At 64.9% G+C, this 20,475-nt stretch carries 14 protein-coding genes and 2 pseudogenes; 15 read left to right on the plus strand and 1 reads right to left on the minus strand.

What is annotated here, in order from left to right:
• Positions 1-8: 8 nt before the first annotated feature.
• From G4G31_RS06770 to G4G31_RS06815, 10 genes and pseudogenes are all read left to right on the plus strand, one after another.
• A pseudogene (locus tag G4G31_RS06770) lies at positions 9-779 on the plus strand (ATP-binding cassette domain-containing protein).
• Between the two features lie 545 nt (positions 780-1,324).
• Positions 1,325-1,540, plus strand: coding sequence for a hypothetical protein (locus tag G4G31_RS06775; RefSeq protein WP_182990795.1), 216 nt, complete (start codon positions 1,325-1,327; stop codon positions 1,538-1,540).
• Between the two features lie 111 nt (positions 1,541-1,651).
• Entirely contained in the window at positions 1,652-2,485 is an 834-nt protein-coding gene (locus G4G31_RS06780) for an endonuclease/exonuclease/phosphatase family protein (protein ID WP_182990796.1), read from the plus strand.
• Positions 2,464-3,624 (plus strand): annotated as a pseudogene (clsB, locus tag G4G31_RS06785) (cardiolipin synthase ClsB). The gene G4G31_RS06780 and the pseudogene clsB overlap by 22 nt, the downstream one beginning before the upstream one ends.
• Before the next feature lie 42 nt (positions 3,625-3,666).
• Positions 3,667-4,047, plus strand: coding sequence for an RNA-binding S4 domain-containing protein (locus G4G31_RS06790; RefSeq protein WP_182990797.1), 381 nt, complete (start codon positions 3,667-3,669; stop codon positions 4,045-4,047).
• Between the two features lie 288 nt (positions 4,048-4,335).
• Complete coding sequence (locus tag G4G31_RS06795; protein WP_182990798.1) at positions 4,336-4,947, plus strand: TetR/AcrR family transcriptional regulator; 612 nt, start codon at positions 4,336-4,338, stop codon at positions 4,945-4,947.
• Between the two features lie 48 nt (positions 4,948-4,995).
• Positions 4,996-6,786: an acyl-CoA dehydrogenase C-terminal domain-containing protein gene (locus G4G31_RS06800; protein WP_182990799.1), complete on the plus strand. Its 1,791-nt coding sequence runs from the start codon at positions 4,996-4,998 to the stop codon at positions 6,784-6,786.
• A gap of 21 nt (positions 6,787-6,807) precedes the next feature.
• Positions 6,808-9,204 (plus strand): 3-hydroxyacyl-CoA dehydrogenase/enoyl-CoA hydratase family protein, encoded by a 2,397-nt coding sequence (locus tag G4G31_RS06805; RefSeq protein WP_182990800.1) that lies wholly within the window; start codon positions 6,808-6,810, stop codon positions 9,202-9,204.
• A gap of 24 nt (positions 9,205-9,228) precedes the next feature.
• Positions 9,229-10,425 carry an acetyl-CoA C-acyltransferase gene (locus G4G31_RS06810; protein WP_182990801.1) on the plus strand — a complete coding sequence of 399 codons (1,197 nt, stop codon included), beginning with the start codon at positions 9,229-9,231 and terminating at the stop codon, positions 10,423-10,425.
• A gap of 166 nt (positions 10,426-10,591) precedes the next feature.
• The gene (locus G4G31_RS06815) at positions 10,592-11,365 is read left to right on the plus strand and encodes an enoyl-CoA hydratase (protein WP_182990802.1); all 774 of its coding nucleotides are present in this window, start codon (positions 10,592-10,594) and stop codon (positions 11,363-11,365) included.
• Between the two features lie 112 nt (positions 11,366-11,477).
• Here the strand turns inward: G4G31_RS06815 and G4G31_RS06820 are convergent, their stop codons facing one another.
• Positions 11,478-13,400, minus strand: a complete 1,923-nt coding sequence (locus tag G4G31_RS06820; protein WP_182990803.1) for a PKD domain-containing protein — start codon at positions 13,398-13,400, stop codon at positions 11,478-11,480.
• 569 nt (positions 13,401-13,969) lie between these two features.
• On the opposite strand from G4G31_RS06820, the gene G4G31_RS06825 reads away from it, so the two are divergent.
• From G4G31_RS06825 to G4G31_RS06845, 5 genes are all read left to right on the plus strand, one after another.
• Positions 13,970-15,970 (plus strand): MHYT domain-containing protein, encoded by a 2,001-nt coding sequence (locus G4G31_RS06825; protein ID WP_229425568.1) that lies wholly within the window; start codon positions 13,970-13,972, stop codon positions 15,968-15,970.
• Between the two features lie 128 nt (positions 15,971-16,098).
• Positions 16,099-17,745 carry an acid phosphatase gene (gene acpA / locus G4G31_RS06830; protein ID WP_229425416.1) on the plus strand — a complete coding sequence of 549 codons (1,647 nt, stop codon included), beginning with the start codon at positions 16,099-16,101 and terminating at the stop codon, positions 17,743-17,745.
• Between the two features lie 570 nt (positions 17,746-18,315).
• A complete protein-coding gene (locus G4G31_RS06835; RefSeq protein WP_182990805.1) occupies positions 18,316-18,867 on the plus strand; it encodes a DUF4142 domain-containing protein in 552 nt (183 codons plus the stop codon).
• Positions 18,868-19,066: 199 nt separating this feature from the next.
• Positions 19,067-19,711: a hypothetical protein gene (locus tag G4G31_RS06840; RefSeq protein ID WP_182990806.1), complete on the plus strand. Its 645-nt coding sequence runs from the start codon at positions 19,067-19,069 to the stop codon at positions 19,709-19,711.
• A gap of 3 nt (positions 19,712-19,714) precedes the next feature.
• Positions 19,715-20,281: a DNA-3-methyladenine glycosylase I gene (locus tag G4G31_RS06845; RefSeq protein ID WP_182990807.1), complete on the plus strand. Its 567-nt coding sequence runs from the start codon at positions 19,715-19,717 to the stop codon at positions 20,279-20,281.
• The last annotated feature ends 194 nt before the right edge of the window (positions 20,282-20,475 follow it).

Raw genomic sequence — 20,475 nt, forward strand, 5'->3', positions numbered from 1 at the left:
GACCCACGATGCATATCACAACGGAAGAAGCGGCCCGGGTCAGCCTGGCAGCAAGGCAGGGCGCGCGCGGCGCGGCGGTATCGCTGCGCGGCTTGTCGAAACGTTATGGCGGGCGCAGCGTACTGGAAGGGATCGACCTGCGCATCGCGCCTGGCGAATTCGTTGCCGTGGTCGGGCGCAGCGGCTCTGGCAAGAGCACGCTGCTGCGCCTGATCGCCGGCCTCGAGCGTGCCGACGGCGGCGAGCTCGTCGTCGATGCCGGCAGCGACGGCCGGGGCCTGCGCCTGATGTTCCGGGGAAGCGCGGCTGCTGCCCCGGAAGACTGTGCTGGACAATGTCGCGCTCGGGTTGAAGGGCGCCGAGGGCATCCGGAAGGCCAGGGGGGCGCTGGCGACCGTCGGCCTGGCCGAACGTGCCGGCGAGTGGCCCGCGGTGCTGTCGGGCGGGCAACGCCAGCGCGTCGCCCGGCGCGCGCGCTGGTGCATGCGCCGCAACTGCTGCTGCTCGACGAGCCGCTGGGCGCGCTCGACGCTCTCACCCGCATCGAGATGCAGGAATTGATCGCCTCGCTCTGGCGGCAGCAGGGTTTCAGCGCCGTCCTCGTCACGCACGACGTCCAGGAAGCACTGGCGCTGGCCGACCGTGTCCTGGTTGTCGAGGACGGGCGCATCGCGCATGACCTGGCCGTCACGCTCCCCCATCCCCGGGAGCGCGGCAGCAGTGCGTTTGCCGCCCTCGAGCGCGCATTGCTGGACTGCGTGCTCGGTACGGGGTCTTGAAGGCCGGGCGGGTTGCTTTACGGCCGAGTGTTCGCGCAGCCAGCGCAGGCGGCGGGCTGGCGCCGTATCGCTGTATTTACATCTCAAGAGCAATAAAAGTGCCGCAATTCTGTGGCTTTAAAAAAGTCAAGCGTTTTCGCTAGTTCATGCATGAATACAACAGTCAGAAAGTATTAATCCTACAACTTAACAAGATTTTGTCGGACAAATTGATGGCCCATGGCAAAAGTTTCCACGCTTGCGTCGCCGTCTTGTCTTTCTTGACACAGTGAAAGTTGGCCAGAACAGCGAAAAATCCGGGTGAAATCCCCTACATTTAGATACAAATATGCAGCCTGAGTAGAATATTTTCTTCTAGGAAAATTTAATATTTGCCTAATTAAATCAATTATGCAACGTAAGTTACCTATAGGAAATTCGCTATGTGGCCTAGCGCACAATAGATTCTGCGTTTGACATTCAGAAACGGGTCGCATATCGTCATCGGTTCGCGTCGAGCGAGTTTTTGAACTGCAACACAGTCCAACTAGATTCTGGAGATACGCATGGAACCATCCGAACAGAAGCACGAGGAAAAAGTGAAAGCAGTGAGCGTGGACGATGAGTGCTTTTACATCGACCTGCAATGCGGCCTGCGCTTGAGCGGCCCGCGTCTGGTTTCCGTTCCGCTGTCCGAGGCAGAGAACCTGGCGTCGCCCCGCAATGCCGCGCTGCGCCAGGAATGGGAAGCAGCCCCCGCGTTCGAATGCGCGGGAGAGTGAGCTGAACGATTTCCTCCTCGCGGGGTAGCGGCCCCAAGAGGCCGCACCCCGTGCCGCACGATTGCGGACCTTATTAAAATGAACACGGACTGATGGGGTTAGAATGTTCCCATGAAGATTCGTGTCGCAACCTACAATATTCACAAGGGCGTCTCGTCGCTGCGCAGTACCCCGCGGGTGCTGGCGCTGAAAAAAGCGATTTCCGAATTCCACGCCGATATCGTCTTTCTGCAGGAAGTGCAGGGGCGGCATGACCGCCACCAGGAGCGCTACGGCAACCACAAGCGCCCGCACCGGGTGTGGCCCGAAGCCGCCCAATACGAATATTTCGCCGGCGACTCCCACCACGCGGCCTATGGCATGAACGCCGTCTACGACCACGGCCACCACGGCAATGCGCTGCTGAGCAGTTTTCCGATCGAAAACAGCCATAACCACGACGTCTCCGACCACGCCTACGAACAGCGCGGCATCCTGCACTGCGTACTGGAAACCCCGGCGGGCAAGGTGCACTGCTATGTCGTCCACCTGGGCCTGTTCGAAGGCGGACGCGGGCGCCAGGCCGAACAGCTGATCGAGGCCGTCCAGCGATCCTCGCACGGCGAGCCGGTGATCATCGCGGGCGACTTCAACGACTGGCGCAATACCCTCAGCGCGCGCCTGCGCAATGCGCTGGGCGTTGTCGAGGTATTCGACGAACTCGGGCCGAAATCGGCCCTGGGTGACATGGTGCGCAGCTGGGCAGGCCGCCAGCCGCGCCTGGCGCCGGCGCGCACCTTCCCGGCCGCGCTGCCCTGGTTCCGGCTCGACCGCATCTATGTGCGCGGCTTCAAGGTCGACAATGCCCGGGTCATGGCCGGGCCGATGTGGGCCAGGCTGTCCGACCATGCGCCGATCGTGGCCGAACTGCAGCTAACTGAAGCATGCGTAGCGTTACCTACGTAGCGAACAACGACGTCATCCTCCTCGAAACCGGCCGCCAGCTGTTCCCGGCAATGATCGAGGCGATCGACGCGGACCCGTCACGAAATCCTGTTCGAAACCTATATTTTCGCCGAGGACACGGTCGCGCGCGGCATCGAGGCCGCGCTGGTGCGGGCCGCCGCGCGCGGCGTCAAGGTGCGCGTGCTGGTCGACTGGTTCGGCACCGGCGGCCGCGCCTGCCGGCGCCTGGGCGAGGTGTTCGCCGCCGCCGGCGTCCATTACCGCATTTTCAACCGCTGGTTCAGGCGCGGCATCGCGCGCACCCACCGCAAGATCACCGTTGTCGACGGCACGGTCGCCTTTGTCGGCGGCATCAATATCAACGACGACATGCTCTGCGATTACGATCCCGACAAGGCGCTGCCCGCGCCGCGCTGGGATTTCGCGGTACGCGTGACCGGCCCCCGGTGGCGCAGATCCATTTCGAGGCCCAGGCCCAGTGGATGCGCGCCGGCCACCTCGACCTGCGTCACCGCATGGAGCTGTTCCGGGAGACGCGGCGCCAGCCGCCGACCGAGGGCGCGCGGCCGATGCGCGCCGGTTTCGTCGTGCGCGACAACCTGCGCAACCGCCGCACCATCCAGCGCGCCTACCTGCAGGCCATCGGCCAGGCCCGTAAAAGCGTGCTGCTGGCCAATCCCTATTTTGCGCCAGGCCGCAAATTCCGCGACGCCCTGGCCCAGGCGGCCAGCCGCGGTGTCGAGGTGACCCTGCTCATCGGCGTCGGCGAATTCCACCTGCAGGACGCCGTGGCACGGTCCTTCTATCCGAAACTGCTGGCGGCCGGCATCGAGGTCGTGGAATACCGCAAGACCCAGCTGCACGCGAAAATCGCCGTGGTCGACGATGACTGGGCGACGGTCGGATCGAGCAACTGCGACGGCCTGTCGCTGTTCCTGAACCAGGAAGCCAATATCGTCGTGCGCAACGCCTCTTTTGCCCGCGCCGTACGTACCCATATACAGAAAGGTATCGCCGACGGCGTGCCCGTGCTTCCCCAGCAGTTCGAGGGCATGGGATGGGTGCGCCGTGCTGCATATGAAATGGCGTACCTTCTCTATAAACTGACGATGCGCATATTCGCCATCGGCTACGCGTGATGGGTTCGATAAACCTGCTGCGCGTTGATACAAGGGTAAGGCATGGAAGACAATAACGTACGCATCGACAAGTGGCTGTGGGCGGCGCGCTTTTTCAAGACGCGTTCGATGGCGGCCGACGCCGTCGAGCGGGGCAGGGTGCGCATCGGTGGCGAACCGGTGAAGCCAGCCCGCAACGTCAAGGTCAACGACAAGCTGGTGATCGATAACGGTTCCGATCGCTGGGAAGTGATCGTTGCCGCCGTTTCGGACAAGCGCGGCCCGGCACCGGTGGCCCGCGAGCTCTACTTTGAAACCGAAGAGAGCATCGCCAAGCGCGAGAACGACAAGACGGCGCGCCGGCTGTTCCCGGAACCGAGCCTGGACATCAAGGGGCGGCCGACCAAGCGCGACCGGCGGGCGATTTCGCGGGCGGGTGGGTAGGATGGCATCGTAGGGTGGGCACGCTGTGCCCACGCGGAACGTGGTGTCATTGACAGCTCCCTGCATTTTGCTTGCACATCACCTGCGTTAAGCGAGGCCAACACTGCTCAGATTTCCGCGTGGGCACGGAGTGCCCACCCTACACGTAGCCTGGGCACAGGGTGCCCAGGCTACTAGAACCCCACCTCTAAGTTCCCGTTTGACATTCCACGGCCGATAGATAATAGTACGAGCGTTCGGATTTTTCGATTCACGCAGGGGACAGTCATCAACACTTCAGCCAAATTCATGCGCAAGGGCGAGCAGACGCGGGCGGCGATTCTCGACGTCGCGCTGGAACTCGCCAGTCGGAATGGCCTGGAAGGCCTGACCATCGGCCTGCTGGCAGATCGCATGAACATGAGCAAGTCCGGCGTGTTCGCGCACTTCGGTTCGCGCGAAGACCTGCAGATGGAAGTGCTCAAGCTCTACCACCACCGTTTCGAGCAGGAAGTGTTTTTCCCCAGCGTGAAAGAGCCACGCGGTTTGCCGCGCCTGGAATCGATGTTCGCACGCTGGGTCAAGCGGGTATCGGTCGAAATCGCGTCCGGCTGTATCTATATCAGCGGCGCGGTGGAGTACGATGACCGGCCAGGCCCCATCCGCGAAGCGCTGGTGTCGATGGTGCGTGCCTGGCAAGGCGCGCTGCTGCGCTGTGTCCAGCAGACCATCGATTGCGGCGCCTTGCAGCCCGGCACCGATCCCCAGCAGCTGGTGTTCGAAATGTACGGGATGATCCTTGCCCTGCACCACGACGCACGTTTCCTGCGGATCCCTGGCGCCGTCGAGCGCGCCAACCGCGGCTTCGTGCGGCTGATCGAGAATTACCGTAATCCCACTCAAGGCCAACAAGCGGGCTGATGCCCGCTTCAGTCAGTCAAATCATCTTACCTTCGTCAGGAGAAAACCATGGGTCAGTACGTCGCGCCAATCCGGGATATGCAGTTCGTTCTGCACGAGTTCCTCAACGTCACCGAAGAATTCAAGAACTTGCCGGCATACCAGGAAATCGATGCCGACATCATCAACCAGGTCCTGGAAGAAGGTGCGAAGTTCACGCAGGAAGTGCTGTTCCCGCTGAACCACTCGGGCGATCGCGAAGGCTGCCATTTTGACGCGGCCACCAAGACCGTCACCACGCCAAAAGGCTTCAAGGAAGCCTATAAGCAGTATGTCGAAGGCGGCTGGGCGGCATTGGCTTGCGATCCGGAATACGGCGGCCAGGGCCTGCCTGTCTCGCTGAACAATTCGTTCTACGAGATGTTGAACTCGGCCAACCAGGCCTGGACCATGTACCCGGGCCTGTCGCACGGCGCCTACGAGTGCCTGAAGGAACACGGCACCGAAGAGCAGAAGAAGTTCTACCTGCCGAAGCTGGTCTCGGGCGAGTGGACCGGCACCATGTGCCTGACCGAAGCGCACTGCGGTACCGACCTGGGCCTGCTGCGCTCGAAGGCCGAGCCGCAAGCCGACGGCACCTATAAAATCACCGGTTCGAAGATCTTCATCTCGGCCGGCGAACACGATGTGTCGGAAAACATCGTCCACCTGGTGCTGGCACGCCTGCCAGACGCACCGGAAGGCTCGAAGGGCATCTCGCTGTTCCTGGTCCCTAAATTCCTGCCGAACGCGGACGGTTCGATCGGCGAACGCAACCCGATCTTCTGCGGCGCCATCGAAGAAAAGATGGGCATCCACGGCAACTCGACCTGCCAGATGAACCTGGACGGCGCCGTCGGCACCCTGATCGGCCAGCCGCATAAAGGCCTGAACGCGATGTTCGTGTTCATGAACGCCGCCCGCCTGGGCGTGGGCATGCAGTCGCTCGGCCTGACCGAAGTGGCTTACCAGAACGCCCTGGTCTACGCGAAAGACCGCATCCAGATGCGTTCGCTGTCGGGCCCGAAAGCACCGGACAAGCCGGCCGACCCGATCATCGTGCACCCGGACGTGCGCCGCATGCTGCTCACCGCCAAGGCCTATGCCGAAGGCGCCCGCGCGCTGACCTCGTACATCGCGCTGCAGATCGACCGCGAACTGAACCACCCGGACGAAGAAGTGCGCAAGGCCGCCGCCGGCGAAGTCGCGCTGCTGACCCCGATCGTCAAGGCTTTCATTACCGACAACGGCTGGATCGCTACCTCGGAAGCGATGCAGGTCTACGGCGGCCACGGCTACATCAGCGAGTGGGGCATGGAGCAGTACGTGCGTGACGCGCGCATCAACATGATCTACGAAGGCACCAACACCGTGCAGTCGCTCGACCTGCTGGGCCGCAAGATCCTGATGGACAACGGCACCAAACTGCGCGCCTTCGGCGAGAAGATCAAGAACTTCGTCGAAGAGAACGGCCTGGACGAAAACATGTCCGAATTCGTGACGCCGCTTGGCGAACTGGGCGAAAAAGTCACCAAGCTGACCATGGAAATCGGCATGAAGGCCTTCCAGAACCAGGATGAAGTCGGCGCCGCCGCCGTGCCTTACCTGCGCGTGGTCGGTCACCTGGTGTTTTCCTACTTCTTCGCCCAGATGGCGAAGATCGCGCTGGCCAAGAAAGACTCGGGCGACAAGTTCTACGAAGCCAAGCTGCACACGGCGCGCTTCTACTTCGCCCGCCTGTACCCGGAAACCGCCATGCTGATCCGCCAGGCACGTTCGGGCGCGAGCAACCTGCTGGCGCTCGACGCCGACCTGTTCTAAGAACTTCTAGGGATAAAAACCATGACCAATTTCACCGTCAAGAAAGTCGCCGTCCTGGGCGCGGGCGTGATGGGCGCGCAGATCGCTGCGCACTGCATCAACGCCAAGGTGCCTGTCGTCCTGTTCGACCTGCCTGCCAAGGAAGGTAACAAGAACGGTATCGTCCTGAAGGCCATCGAAGGCCTGAAGAAGCTGTCGCCAGCCCCGCTGGGCAACAAGGAAGACGCAGCGCTGATCGAAGTCGCCAACTACGAGGACAACCTCGACGTGCTGCTTGGCTGCGACCTGATCATCGAAGCGATCGCCGAGCGCATGGACTGGAAGCACGACCTGTACAAGAAGGTCGCGCCGCACATTGCGCCGAACGCCATCTTCGCGTCCAACACCTCGGGCCTGTCGATCAACAAGCTGGCCGAGGGTTTCGGCGACGAGCTGAAAGCGCGCTTCTGCGGCGTGCACTTCTTCAACCCGCCGCGCTACATGCACCTGGTCGAACTGATCCCGACCACGTCGACCAATCCGGAAATCCTCGACCAGCTCGAGACCTTCCTGACCTCGGTGCTCGGCAAGGGCGTCGTGCGTGCGAAAGACACGCCGAACTTCATCGCCAACCGCGTCGGCATCTTCGGCATGCTGGCCACCATCCACGAAGCCGAGAAATTCGGTTTGTCGGTGGACGTGGTCGACGACCTGACCGGCGCCAAGCTGGGCCGTGCCAAGTCGGGTACCTTCCGTACCGCCGACGTCGTCGGCCTGGACACGATGGGCCACGTCATCAAGACCATGCAGGACAACCTGCAGGACGACCCGTTCTTCGCCGTCTACAAGACGCCGGACGTGCTGGCCAAGCTGATCGAGAAGGGCGCGCTGGGCCAGAAGGCCGGCGGCGGCTTCTACAAAAAGGTCGGTAAAGAGATCCAGCGCCTCGACTTCGCTACCGGCGAATACGTCGCCGGCGGCGCGAAAGCGGCCGACATCGTCGCCCGCATTCTGAAGGAAAAGGATCCGGTCAAGAAGTTCAAGGCCATGCGCGAATCGACCAACCCGCAGGCACAGTTCCTGTGGGCGATCTTCCGCGACGCCTTCCACTACATCGCGATCCACCTGGACACCATCGCCGACAACGCACGCGACATCGACTTCGCCATGCGCTGGGGCTTCGGCTGGAGCGTGGGCCCCTTCGAGACCTGGCAAGCCGCCGGCTGGACGCAGATCGCCGAATGGGTAAAAGAGGATATCGAAGCCGGCAAGGCGCTGACCAATGCTCCGCTGCCAGCCTGGGTCTTCGAAGGACAAGTCGCCGAGAAGGGCGTGCACACCCCTGAAGGTTCCTATTCCGCCGCCTCGAACAGCTACGTGCCGCGTTCGAACCTGGCCGTCTACGAGCGCCAGGCCTTCCGTGCACCGGTGCTGGGCGCCGGCGTCACGGACGCAAAAACCGCCGGCACCACCGTGTTCGAGGACGACTCGGTGCGCCTGTGGCACAGCGGCGACGATGTGCTGATCATCTCGCTGAAAACCAAGATGCACGTCATCGGTGACGGCGTCATCGAAGGCCTGAAGCGCGGCCTGGCGGAAGCCGAGGCGAACTTCAAGGGCCTGGTGATCTGGAATACCGACGCGACCGAAGGCGGTGCCTTCTCGGCCGGCGCCGACCTGCAATCGGCCATGCCTGCCTTCATGGCCGGCGGCGCGAAAGCGATGGACCCGATCGTCAAGAAGCTGCAGGACACCTTCATGCAGATGAAGTACTCGAACGTGCCGGTCGTTGCGGCTGTTGCCGGCCTGGCGCTGGGCGGTGGCTGCGAGATGGCCCTGCACGCTTCAAAACGTGTCGCTTCGATCGAGTCCTACATTGGTCTCGTCGAAGTCGGTGTCGGCCTGGTGCCGGCCGGCGGCGGCCTGAAGGAAGCGGCAGTGCGCGCCTTCACCGAAGCCAAGGGCAACGACATCCTGCAATTCCTGAAGACCGGTTTCACCAACGCGGCCACCGCGCAGGTGTCGAAGTCGGCACTGGAAGCCAAGGCGATGGGCTACCTGAAGGAAGACGACATCATCGTCTTCAACCCGTACGAACTGCTGCACGTGGCGAAAGTCACCGCGCGCTCGATGTTCGACGCAGGCTACCGCGCACCGATGCAGCGCCCGGTCACCGTCACCGGCCGCTACGGCTGGGCGACGATCCGCGGCCAGCTGGTCAACATGCGTGACGGCGGCTTCATCTCGGCCCACGATTACAAGCTGGGCGACATGATCGCCGAGATCGTGTCGGGCGGCGACATCGACCAGGGCAGCGTCGTGTCCGAGCAGTGGCTGCTGGACATGGAACGCAAGGCTTTCATCGAACTGCTGAACCACCCGAAGACGCAAGAGCGGATCATGGGCATGATGCAGACCGGCAAGCCAGTGCGGAACTAACGCTGAACATACAGGACGACTAACATGAGCAAACAACTTCAAGACGCATACATCGTCGCAGCGACCCGCACCCCGATCGGTAAGGCGCCGCGCGGCATGTTCAAGACCACCCGCCCGGACGACCTGCTGGTTGCCGCGATCCGTGGTGCGATGGCCGCCGTGCCGAACCTGGATCCGGCACTGATCGTCGACGCCATCGTCGGCTGCTCGTTCCCGGAAGCCGAGCAGGGCTTCAACATCGCCCGTAACTCGGTGGTGCTGGCTGGCCTGCCGAATACCGTCGGCGGTGTGACCGTCAACCGCTACTGCGCTTCGGGCATCACGGCCCTGGCCATGGCGGCGGACCGCATCCGCGTCGGCGAAGCCGACGTGATGATCGCCGGCGGCGTCGAATCGATGTCGATGGTGCCGATGATGGGCCACCACCCGTCGATCAACATGGACACGTTCAGGGACGAGAACGTGGGCCTGGCCTACGGCATGGGCCTGACCGCGGAAAAGGTCGCCCAGCAGTGGAAAGTGTCGCGCGAAGACCAGGATGCCTTTGGCCTGGAATCGCACCGCCGCGCCATCGCTGCCCAGCAGGCAGGCTACTTCAAGGACGAGATCACCCCGGTCGAGATCATCACCCGCACGCCGAACCTGGCCACCGGTGAAGTATCGGTCAAGCGCCGCACCGTCGACATGGACGAAGGCCCGCGCGCCGACGCCAGCCCGGAAGGCATGGCCAAGCTGAAACCGGTCTTCGCCGCCAAGGGTACCGTCACCGCTGCGACCTCGTCGCAGATGTCGGACGGCGCCGGCGCCCTGATCGTCGTCAGCGAAAAGATCCTGCGCGAGCACAACCTGACCCCGCTGGCCAAGTTCTCCTCGTTCGCCGTGCGCGGCGTGCCGCCGGAAATCATGGGCATCGGCCCGAAAGAGGCGATTCCTGCCGCCTTGCGCGCCGCCGGCATCACCCAGGACCAGCTGGACTGGATCGAGCTGAACGAAGCGTTTGCAGCACAGGCGCTGGCCGTCATTCGTGACCTCGGCCTGGACACCAGCAAGGTCAACCCGATGGGCGGCGCGATCGCTCTCGGCCACCCGCTGGGCGCCACCGGTGCGATCCGCGCCGCGACCGTCGTGCACGCACTGCGCCGCAACAGCCTGAAGTACGGCATGGTGACGATGTGCGTCGGCGCCGGCATGGGCGCGGCTGGTATCATCGAGCGCGTTTAATTTTCGGCCGTGGCCGTGGCCGTGTCAGCGTGTTGCGTTGATGCGGCTTGTAATCCGCGTGGGCATGAATGCCCGCCCTACCGAACCGTAGGGTGGGCACTCCGTGCCCACGCTGTCTTTCGTGCTTCCGAAAACCACCAATGATTCGCCACTGGGGACACAAGAAATGAGCATCCAAACCACCAAAACCGACGGCATCCTGAGCATCGAATTCGACCGCCTCGAGCGCAAGAACGCCATCACCGGCGCCATGTACACCACCATGGCCGAGGCCCTGCTGGACGCGGAACAGGACCCGCAAGTGCGCGCCGTCCTGATCACCGGCAAACCGGAAATCTTCACCGCCGGTAACGACCTCGATGACTTCCTGAATAATGTGGGCGCAGGCGCCATGACCGAAGACCGCCCGGTGTTCCAGTTCATGAAGGCCCTCGAAGGCTGCACCAAGCCCGTGGTAGCGGCAGTCGCCGGCGCGGCCGTCGGCATCGGCACCACGATGCTGATGCACTGCGACCTGGTCTATGCGGCCGACAACGCCAAATTCTCGATGCCTTTCACCCAGCTCGGCCTGTGCCCGGAATTCGCGTCCTCGCTGCTGGTGGCACAAGCTGCCGGCTACACCCGTGCGGCCGAAAAGCTGATGCTGGGCGAAGCCTTCGGCGCCCAGGAAGCGCTTGAAATGGGTATCGTCGCCCGCGTGCTGCCGGCCGCCGAACTGGTCGCCTTCGCCCGCGCCCAAGCCGCCAAGCTCGTCGCCCTGCCGGCCGCCTCGATCCGCGCCACCAAGGCCCTGATGCGCCGCCCACGCGCCGCCATCGTCGCCGATACCATCGGCGTCGAAAACAAGCAGTTCAGCGCGATGCTGGTCGGCCCGGAAGCGAAGGAAGCGTTTACCGCCTTCTTCCAGAAGCGCAAACCGGACTTTTCGAAGTTCGACTGATGTGAACGAAGCGTACTGCCCGCAGATGGGCAGTGCGCTCCGGTGCGACTCCGCTTCCTTGCCTTTCCTCGCTTGCCGAGGCCTCTACTCGGCGCCGAGTGCGATCCTTCCCTCACCCAGCACCACGCTGCCCTCGACGCCGGCCGTTGCCACCTGCGCCGTGCCGGCTTTCGCCCCCCGCGCTTGCGCCATTGTCGTAGTCGACCACCTCGCGCTGTGTCCCCGGCTCGCTATGCGCGATGCGCACGTGGATCCGGTCCTTGCCGCCCGTTTTTGCACCGGCCGTCGCCGTGAGCGTGAAGCGGTAGCCTACCTTGCCGTTGACGCTGCCCTGGCCTGCGTACTGGACGCGCGTGCCATCGTTCGTCACCGACTCGACCTGGCTGCTGCGCAGCGCCATGCCGGCGACGTTCACTTCGACCGCGGCCTTGCGCGCGCCGGGTCCCTCGGACAGGAAGGCGAAGTTGCCGATCGACGGCTTGCGCACGCCCGGCGTGACCGTGGCGGCAGGCGCGGCGAACGCACCTTCGCCGGCGATGGCGGCGCCGGTGCCGCTGACGATGACCTTGCGTTCCACGCTACTGCTCTTGCCGCTGCTATCCGTGAGGGTCAGGCGCGCGGTGTAGATGCCGGCGGCGCGGTAGGCGTGCTGGCCGCTGACGCTGCCGGTGCCACCCCGTTCGCTGACGGTGCCGACCGTCTTGCTGCCGTCGCCCCAGGACCAGACGGCCTTGTGCGTGTCGCGCAGGTCGACGTCCGTGAAGCCGGCCGAGAACGAGAGCAGGGCATTCGCGCGCGCCGAATCCGTGTATTTGACGGGGCCTGCCACCGGCGCCAGTGCATGGCAGGTGTTCGGTACCAGCAGCACCAGGGTACCGGCATTGGTGGCGGCGACGATGGTCCCGTTGTCGTTGATGGCCATGCCGCTAAACAGCGTCAGCTCGGGCGGCGCACCCACGACGCGGGAGGTGAGGTCGACGAAGCCGCCGCTGCGCGTCCACAGGTAGCCGCGGCCGTTCAGGCTGCCGACCACCTGGCCGCGGTTGTTGACGTCTGCCACGTCCGACGAATCCACGGCGGGCGTCCCGACCAAGAGCAAGCCGCTGTCACGGCTCCAGATAAAGCCGTTCCTGTCGACCGGGGAAGAATACAGTTGCCCGATCACGAGTCCCTTTTCGTTGATCTGATCCGCCCAGGACAGGTAGGAAGGCTCGGTGCCCAGGCCCTGCAAGCCGCCTGCCCGTGTCCAGAAGAAGGCCTGGTCGCTCAGCCGCGCGTCGAACGCGGCGCCGCCAACGATCTGGCCGGCGCTATTGATGTCGTACCCGATCGAGGCGATGCTGGGGAAGCTGTTGAGGGGGATCACGCCGCCGCCGGCCGGCCATTTGACGGCCAGGGTCAGGAGCGGCCCCGCGGCTTCGTCGGAAAAGCCAGTAGCAGTCCCGGCATCGTTGATCGCGAGGGCAGACGAGCTCGCCGTGGGGCCGAGCGAGCCGAGATCGACCATCCCGGTGTGGGGGCTCCAGCGGAAAGCGTGGAAAATCGGCGACGCGCCGGAGAAACGCGCCGCACCGACGACCTGGCCCTTTTCGTTGATGCCGTTTGCGCTCGAATACCCGGCTCCAGGCCTGTTGAGGTCGACCAGGCCGCTGTGCCTGCTCCAGCGGAAAGCGTGATACAGCCCTTCGGTGGCCGTCGATGCCGTCCCGGCAACCTGCCCCTGCTCGTTGAGTGCGCTGGCGAAGGAGTCCGGTCCTCCGAAGGTACCCAGGTCGCGCACGATTGCTCCGTCATAGAACCGCGCGCGCGGATTGTCACCGACGAACTCGGTGAACGCCACCTGGCCCCTGTTGTTGATGCCAGCAGGGAAACTGTTGGGCGCTAGCGGGACGACACGGTAGGTCGCCGGCGCCGAGGCGGGAGCGGCAGCGATGGCGCTGCCCAGTCCCATCGTGGCGCAGGCCGTGGCGACGAGGGAAGCGAGCCGCCAGCGCTGCGGACCGCGCGCCGGACCGTTTGCAGTTCTCATTTGCATTTGTTCCTCCTGGTTCAGAATCGTGCGCCTGATCAAGATGCCACGCGGGAATGGGTGGTAGATGGGCGACTGCCTATAGCTTAGGCAGCGCTGTCGAGATAGGTGCTAATGCAGGTCAAAGGATGTGCAGGCTGGCGCAATGCGTGGCCAATGCGCTGGAGAGCAGAAAATCTGGTGCCGGTATGTTTCCCGACCGCCGGCGCCGGTAGGGCAGCAGGGCTGCCATGTTCGTTTGAACAGCGACATCGTGCCTGTCGAATGTGACCGGCGTTTGACTACCGCATGAGAATGGGCGACGAGCGCCGTGCCCTGTCGCCCTCCGTGATGCCCGCAATGGGCCGGCGCTTGACAACCAGTCATCGCCTTGCCGGTCATGCTGGAAATTGCAGCAATCTTCGCACTGTCGAGCGTCGTATTTTTGCCAGCGAAGGCATGCGCACAGTATCTTTTGTGGCTTTGCGGAAACAATTTAAGTTCGAGGAAGCCGGCGGGGCACTATACTGGCAGCGTGGAACACCGCGGGCACGACCGTGCCCGGCGCTGCCCCGTTTCTGGAGATTGCCCTTTTGATGCTCATCGGACGCTATGATCCGTCGCTCGTGCTGGTGTCGGTGCTGGTGGCGGTGTTCGCCTCTTTCACTGCGCTCAGCGTGGCCGGCCGCGTCAAGCAGTCGCGTGGTTACGGCAGCCTGGCCTGGACGGCGGGCGGCGCCATTGCGATGGGCAGCGGCATCTGGGCCATGCACTTCATCGGCATGCTGGCCTTCAGCCTGCCCATCACGCTCGGCTACGACCTGTGGCTGACGCTGCTGTCGCTGCTGTTGCCGATCGTCGTGTGCGGCATGGCGCTGTGGCAGCTGCGCGAGCCGGAACTGGCGCGCAGCCAACTCGCGTCGAGCTCGATCCTGATGGGCATCGGCATCAATGCGATGCATTACACCGGCATGGCGGCGATGCGCATGGAACCGGGCATCGTCTACGATCCCTGGCTGTTCGCGCTGTCGGTGGCGATTGCCATCGCCTCCTCGTTCGGTGCCCTGTGGATCGCCTTCCGCCTGCGCCAGGGCGCGGTGGGTGCCGGCTCGGTCCAGGCCGCGGCCGCGGTCGTGATGGGTTTCGCCATCGCCGGCATGCACTACACGGGCATGGCGGCTGCCGGCTTCCCGGCGGGCAGCGTCTGTTCGGCGGCGACCGGCTGGATCAGCCAGCACAACCTGGCCCTGATCGTCACCGTCGTCATCGTCGGCATGCTGCTCGTCGCCTTGCTGGTGTCGGTCTACGATGCGCGCCTGGAAGCCCGCGCCGCCAGCCTGTACGCGTCGATGCAGATCGCCGAGCAGCGCAAGCACCTGTATTTGCACGAACTGGAAGCACGGGTCGAGGCCGAGCGCCTGAACCAGCTGAAGGATGAATTCCTCTCCACCGTGTCGCACGAGCTGCGCACCCCCCTGAACGCCATCCTCGGCTGGTCGCAACTGCTGTCCCAGAAAGGGCCCGTCAGCGACGTCATGCTGCGCAAGGGACTCGAGACGATCGAGCGCAACGCGCGCGCCCAGGTGCAGCTGATCGACGACCTGCTCGACATGAGCCGCATCCTCTCGGGCAAGGTCAGGCTCGACCTGCAGCCGGCCTGGCCGGCCGAGATTGTCGGCGCCGTGGTCGAGTCGCTGCGGCCGACGGCGCTGGCCAAGCGCATCCGCCTCGAAGCCGAACTCGATGCCGCGGCCGGCCCGGTGCTGGCCGACGGCGGCCGCCTGCAGCAGGTGATGTGGAACCTGGTATCGAATGCCGTCAAGTTCACCCAGACCGGTGGCGAAGTGCGGGTGTCGATGCGGCGCGAAGGCGAGCAGCTGGCGATTGCCATCGTCGACAACGGCGCCGGCATCAAGGCCGATTTCCTGGCGCACGTGTTCGACCGCTTCCGCCAGGCCGATACCTCGACCACGCGCCAGCATGGCGGCCTGGGACTGGGCCTGTCGATCGTGCGCCAGCTGGTCGAGCTGCATGGCGGCACGGTCGGTGTCGAGAGCGCGGGCGAAGGGCAGGGCGCCACCTTCACCGTCCGCATCCCGCTGCAGCCGGCGCTGCCGCCCCGGGATGTGGCATCCGATACGCCGCGGGGCGACGACGGTGTCACCCCCGTCCGGGCGCAGGCCGACCTGGCCGGCCTCACCATCCTGGCGCTGGACGACGAACCCGATTCGCTCGAGGTGGTGCAGGAGATCCTGTCCGCCACCGGTGCCCGCGTGATCGCCGCGCGCAATCCGCTCGAGGCCCTGCGCGTGCTCGAGGAAGAACGTCCGCAGCTCCTGATCAGCGATATCGGCATGCCGGGACTCGACGGTTTCGAGCTCATCCGCCGCGTGCGCGCGCTGGCCGACCCGAAGCTGGCGGCGATGCCGGCACTGGCGCTGTCCGCCTTCGCGCGCAAGGAAGACCGCCAGCGCGCGGTCGAGTGCGGCTTCACCGATTACCTGGTCAAGCCGGTCACGCCGGCCCTGCTGGTGGACGCCGCTGCGGCCTTGCTGGACGACGCCGCGCGCCGCCGCACCGCCGGCCAGGGCGCCTGAGTCCAATCTTTCGGCAGCTTTGCCCGTGGGCGCCGCGCCTGTCCGGCGGTGCTCGCCTTCCTCTTCCCTACCTGCAAGAAAAGAAGCGATAATCCCGCTTCTGTCCGCTGACATCACAGGAGTAGCCAGTGCAAGACCACGACCATCACGACGAGGCCGATCAGCCCGCCAGCCCAAGCCGCCGCCGCATCTTCCAGGCAGCGGCCGCCGTCGGCATCGGCGCCGGCCTGCCGGGTGCCGCCGAAGCCGCGACCAGGCGCCCCGCGAAACCGGCTGCCTCGCTCGACGCCAAGCTCAAGGCGCATGTCAAGAACGTGGTCGTGATCTTCCTGGAGAACCGCAGCTTCAACAACCTGTTTGCCGGCTTCCCGGGACTGGCCGAGCCCATGCCTGCTACTGCACCGCAGAAGGACCGCGACGGCTCGACCCTGGCCGAGTTGCCGAAGATCTGGGGCGGCATGGTGCCGGGACGCCAGGACATCGGCGGCAAGGAATACCAGATCGGCGAGGACAAGATCGTCCACCTGCCGAACGGGCCCTGGAAGCTGGTCGATACCGAAGGCAAGCCGCTGCCGGAAGGCCTCGTCACACGCGACCTGGTGCACAATTTTTATCACAACCAGATGCAGATCAACGGCGGCAGGAACGACGGCTTCGTCGCCTGGGGCGACTCCGGCGCGCTGGTGATGGGTTATTACGGCGAGACGGCGAAAAACCTCGGCCTGTGGCAGATCGCGCGCGAGTACACGCTGTGCGACAACTTCTTCATGGGCGCCTTTGGCGGCTCTTACCTGAACCACCAGTTCCTGATCAGCGGACGCACGCCGGAATTCTTCAACGCCGCCGAGACGCCGGCGAAGAAGAAGATCACGGTGCTGGCCGACGGCCCGCTCGGCCACCGGCTGGCCGTGGCGCCCGAGTCGCCCAAGTCGGCCTTGGCGGGCAAGCCGAAGTTCGTCAACGCCGGCACCATCACGCCGGACGGCTACGCGGTCAACACGATGGCGCCGCCTTACCAGCCGAGCTGGGTGCGCCCGGCCCCGGGGGCGACGCCAACGCGGCCGATCCGAACGACCCCTCGGTGCTGCCGCCACAAAGCTACGACACCATCGGCGACCTGCTCGCGCGCGGGCGTGAGCTGGGCCTGGGCCTGGTATGGCGGCGCCTGGCAAGCGGCGCTCGACGGCCGCGGCGCCGGCCAGCGGCCGAATTTCCAGCACCATCACCAGCCCTTTAATTACTTCAGGCAGTTCGCACCGGGCACCCGCGCGCGCGAAGAACACCTGCTTGACGGCGGGCTGGGCGACAGCCCGATCTCGAACCGCTTCATCGCCGATGCGGTGGCTGGCAAGCTGCCGGCGGTGAGCTTCTACAAACCGCAAGGCAACCTGAACCTGCACGCCGGCTATTCGGACATCGAGTCGGGCGACGCCCACGTGGCGAACGTCATCGAGCACCTGAAAAAATCGCCGCAGTGGAAGGACATGGTGGTGCTGGTGACCTTTGACGAGAACGGCGGCTGGTGGGACCACGTCGCGCCGCCCCAGGGCGACCGCTGGGGACCGGGCTCGCGCATCCCGGCCATCGTGGTGTCGCCGCATGCGAAGAAGGGCGCCGTCGACCACAACTTCTACGACACGACCTCGGTCCTGCGCTTCATCACGCGCCTGCACGGCCTGCCGCTGCTGGAAGGCCTGGCCGCGCGCGATGCCGCATTCGCCAAGCGCGGTGCGCGCGGGCCTGGCGACCTGACGGCGACGCTCAGCTTCCGCTAGCGCCTGCACCGCTCGCTGCACCCACGAAGCCGGCCATGCGCCGGCTTTTTCATATGCTTATGCGATTTTCTATTGCCAAAAGGCTACCGCGCGCTGGGTTCCGGAACGCGGCGGTACACTGATTTTCGGCTCGAGAATGCGCGCACCGTGACGCAGGCAGCGTCGGGGCGTCGCGCGGAGATGCCGATGCCAATGTAAGTGGAGCGGCACAGCGAGGACGTGATGCCGGCTCCATCCCCAACCCCCAGGAGAGCATCATGCAAAAAAACAAAGCATTGAAAGGACTGCTCGCCGTATCGGCAGTAGCAGCCATGTTGAGCGCCTTCGGCGTCCAGGCACAAACGGCCACCAGCTCCACCCAGAGCGCAGCCGACCTGCAGAAGCAGAGCGACCAGGGCAAACCTAACCTGACGGGCAAGGCCGCCCGCGACGGCACCGTCGGCAACACCAACAGCCAGGGCATGGAAGACCGCAGCGGCCAGGTCGGCTCGAGCACGGCCGGTTCCACCACCGCTGCCGGCACCCACGGCGCCAGCGGGCCACCAGAGCGGCACCGCCGGTACCGCCGGCATGAGCGGCAGCACCGGCGCAGGCGCGGCCGGCATGTCGACCCAGACCTCGGGCCAGTCGGGTGCGGCTGGCGCCACCGCCGCCGGCGGCGCGACGATGAGCAAGGCCGACAGCAAGGGCATCATGGACATGGCGATGGTGAACATGGCCGAGATCGAAATGGGCAAGCTGGCCCAGAGCAAGAGCCAGAGCGCCGAGGTGAAAACCTATGCCCAGCAGATGATCGACGACCACACCAAGGGCCTGCAGGAAGTGCAGACCGTCGCCCAGGCCAAGGGCATCACCCTGCCGACCGAGCTCGACGCCAAGCACAAGGCCATGTCGGCCAAGCTGGCCAAGCTCAGCGGTGACGCCTTCGATCGCGAGTACATGAAGGTCGGCGGCGTGGCATCGCACAAGGAAGCGCATGCCCTGCTGAAGAAAAACGAGAAGTCCGCCAAGGATGCCGACGTCAAGGGCCTGGCCACCAAGATGATGCCGACTGTCGAGCAGCATCTGAAGGCTGCCCAGCAGATGCCGGCAGCGAAGTCCGGCACCACCTCGGGCAAGTAAGCAGGTAGTCAGGTGCACGCCGGGCCCTCGGGCCTGGCCGAACAGGCGTACGCAGGCAGCAGCTTGCGTACGCCTTTTTCGTTTTCCGGTTTGGCGGCGCGCAGGTTTTTCCCATGTTCAACTCGGTCCCGCGCTATGATGGCTTGTCCATACGGCCATCTTGCCTGTGCGGATGATTTTCCTTGACCAGGAGCTCGCCATGACCGCCGGCCGTACCCCCGATCCGAACACGCCCCCGTTGCCCCACCTCGAGATTCCCGTTCCCTGCACGGAGTCGTGGGACGCCATGGAGGGCGACGAACGGGTGCGGCACTGCGGGCTGTGCAGGAAGAACGTGTACAACCTGTCCGCGCTGCCGCAGGCGGAAGCGGCCGCGCTGCTGGCCGGGGATGTCGACGGCCAGCTGTGCGTGCGTTTCTACCGCCGCAGCGACGGCAGCGTGATGACGAGCGATTGCAGCACGAGCCCGCGCGTCCGGCTGCACCGCGCCATGCGTACGCTGCCACGAACGGCGGCGGGCGCTGCGGGCGTGGCCGCGGCGGCGGCGGTTGCGGTGGCCGTCGCGCATGTGGCGCCCTTGCCGCCGGGCCGCGCCAGGCCCCATCCCTCCGTGGTGGAAGTCTCGCTCGTGCCCGAAATGATGCCGCCTGTATTGATGGGGTGTACCTGCCCATCTCGGAGCCAGCGACGAAGGCGCGTTCGGCCCGCAAGGGCAAGCGGCACGCGGACACGCAGGCACGCAGGGCCACCGACGGCGATCCGGTGCGCGTCGAGTAAGCGTGCCGATAAAGGAGGAGCCGGGCTGGCGGCTGACGATGTGACGCCGCTGCGCAGGTATACTTGACCCATGACGACGCCACGCTGCCGCTGGGCCAACCCGGCCAATCCCCGCTACCTCGACTACCACGACCATGAGTGGGGCGTGCCCTGCCACGACGAGTTGCGCCTGTTCGAGATGCTCAACCTTGAAGGGGCACAGGCCGGCCTGTCCTGGGAAACCATCCTCAACAAGCGCGAGAGCTACCGTGCCGCCTTCGATGGCTGGGACGCGGAAAAGATCGCCCGCTACGACGAGGCCAAGGTGGCGCAATTGCTGGCCAATCCCGGCATCGTGCGCAACCGCCTGAAGGTGGCTGCCGCCATCGGCAATGCGCGTGCCTATCTGGCGCTGCGCGACGAGGGCCGCACGCTCGACGACTTCCTGTGGGCCTACGTCGACGGCAAGCCGCTGGTCGGTCACTGGCCTGATGGCCTGCGGCCGGCAAAAACGGCGCTGTCGGACCGCTTGTCCAAGGATTTGAGCAAACGCGGCTTCAAGTTCGTCGGCTCGACCATCGTGTATGCCTACATGCAGGGCATCGGCATGGTCGACGACCACGATCCCGGCTGTTTCCGCCATCAGGGAGCGGCGTGAACCCGGCAGACTGCTGGCAGGGACGCGAACGCTATACCGTGTTCGACACGCGCCACGAGCCGGGTGCGGTGGCAGCCTTGATTGCCGCCTGGCGCGCCGATCCGGCACGGCCGGCACGCCTGCACATCGTCGCCCTCGCTACCGGGCTGCTGCCGGGTTTCCACCGCATCCCGCAGGTCGATGCGGCCGTCACC

This window comes from Massilia sp. Se16.2.3 (assembly GCF_014171595.1).
GTDB lineage: Bacteria > Pseudomonadota > Gammaproteobacteria > Burkholderiales > Burkholderiaceae_D > Telluria.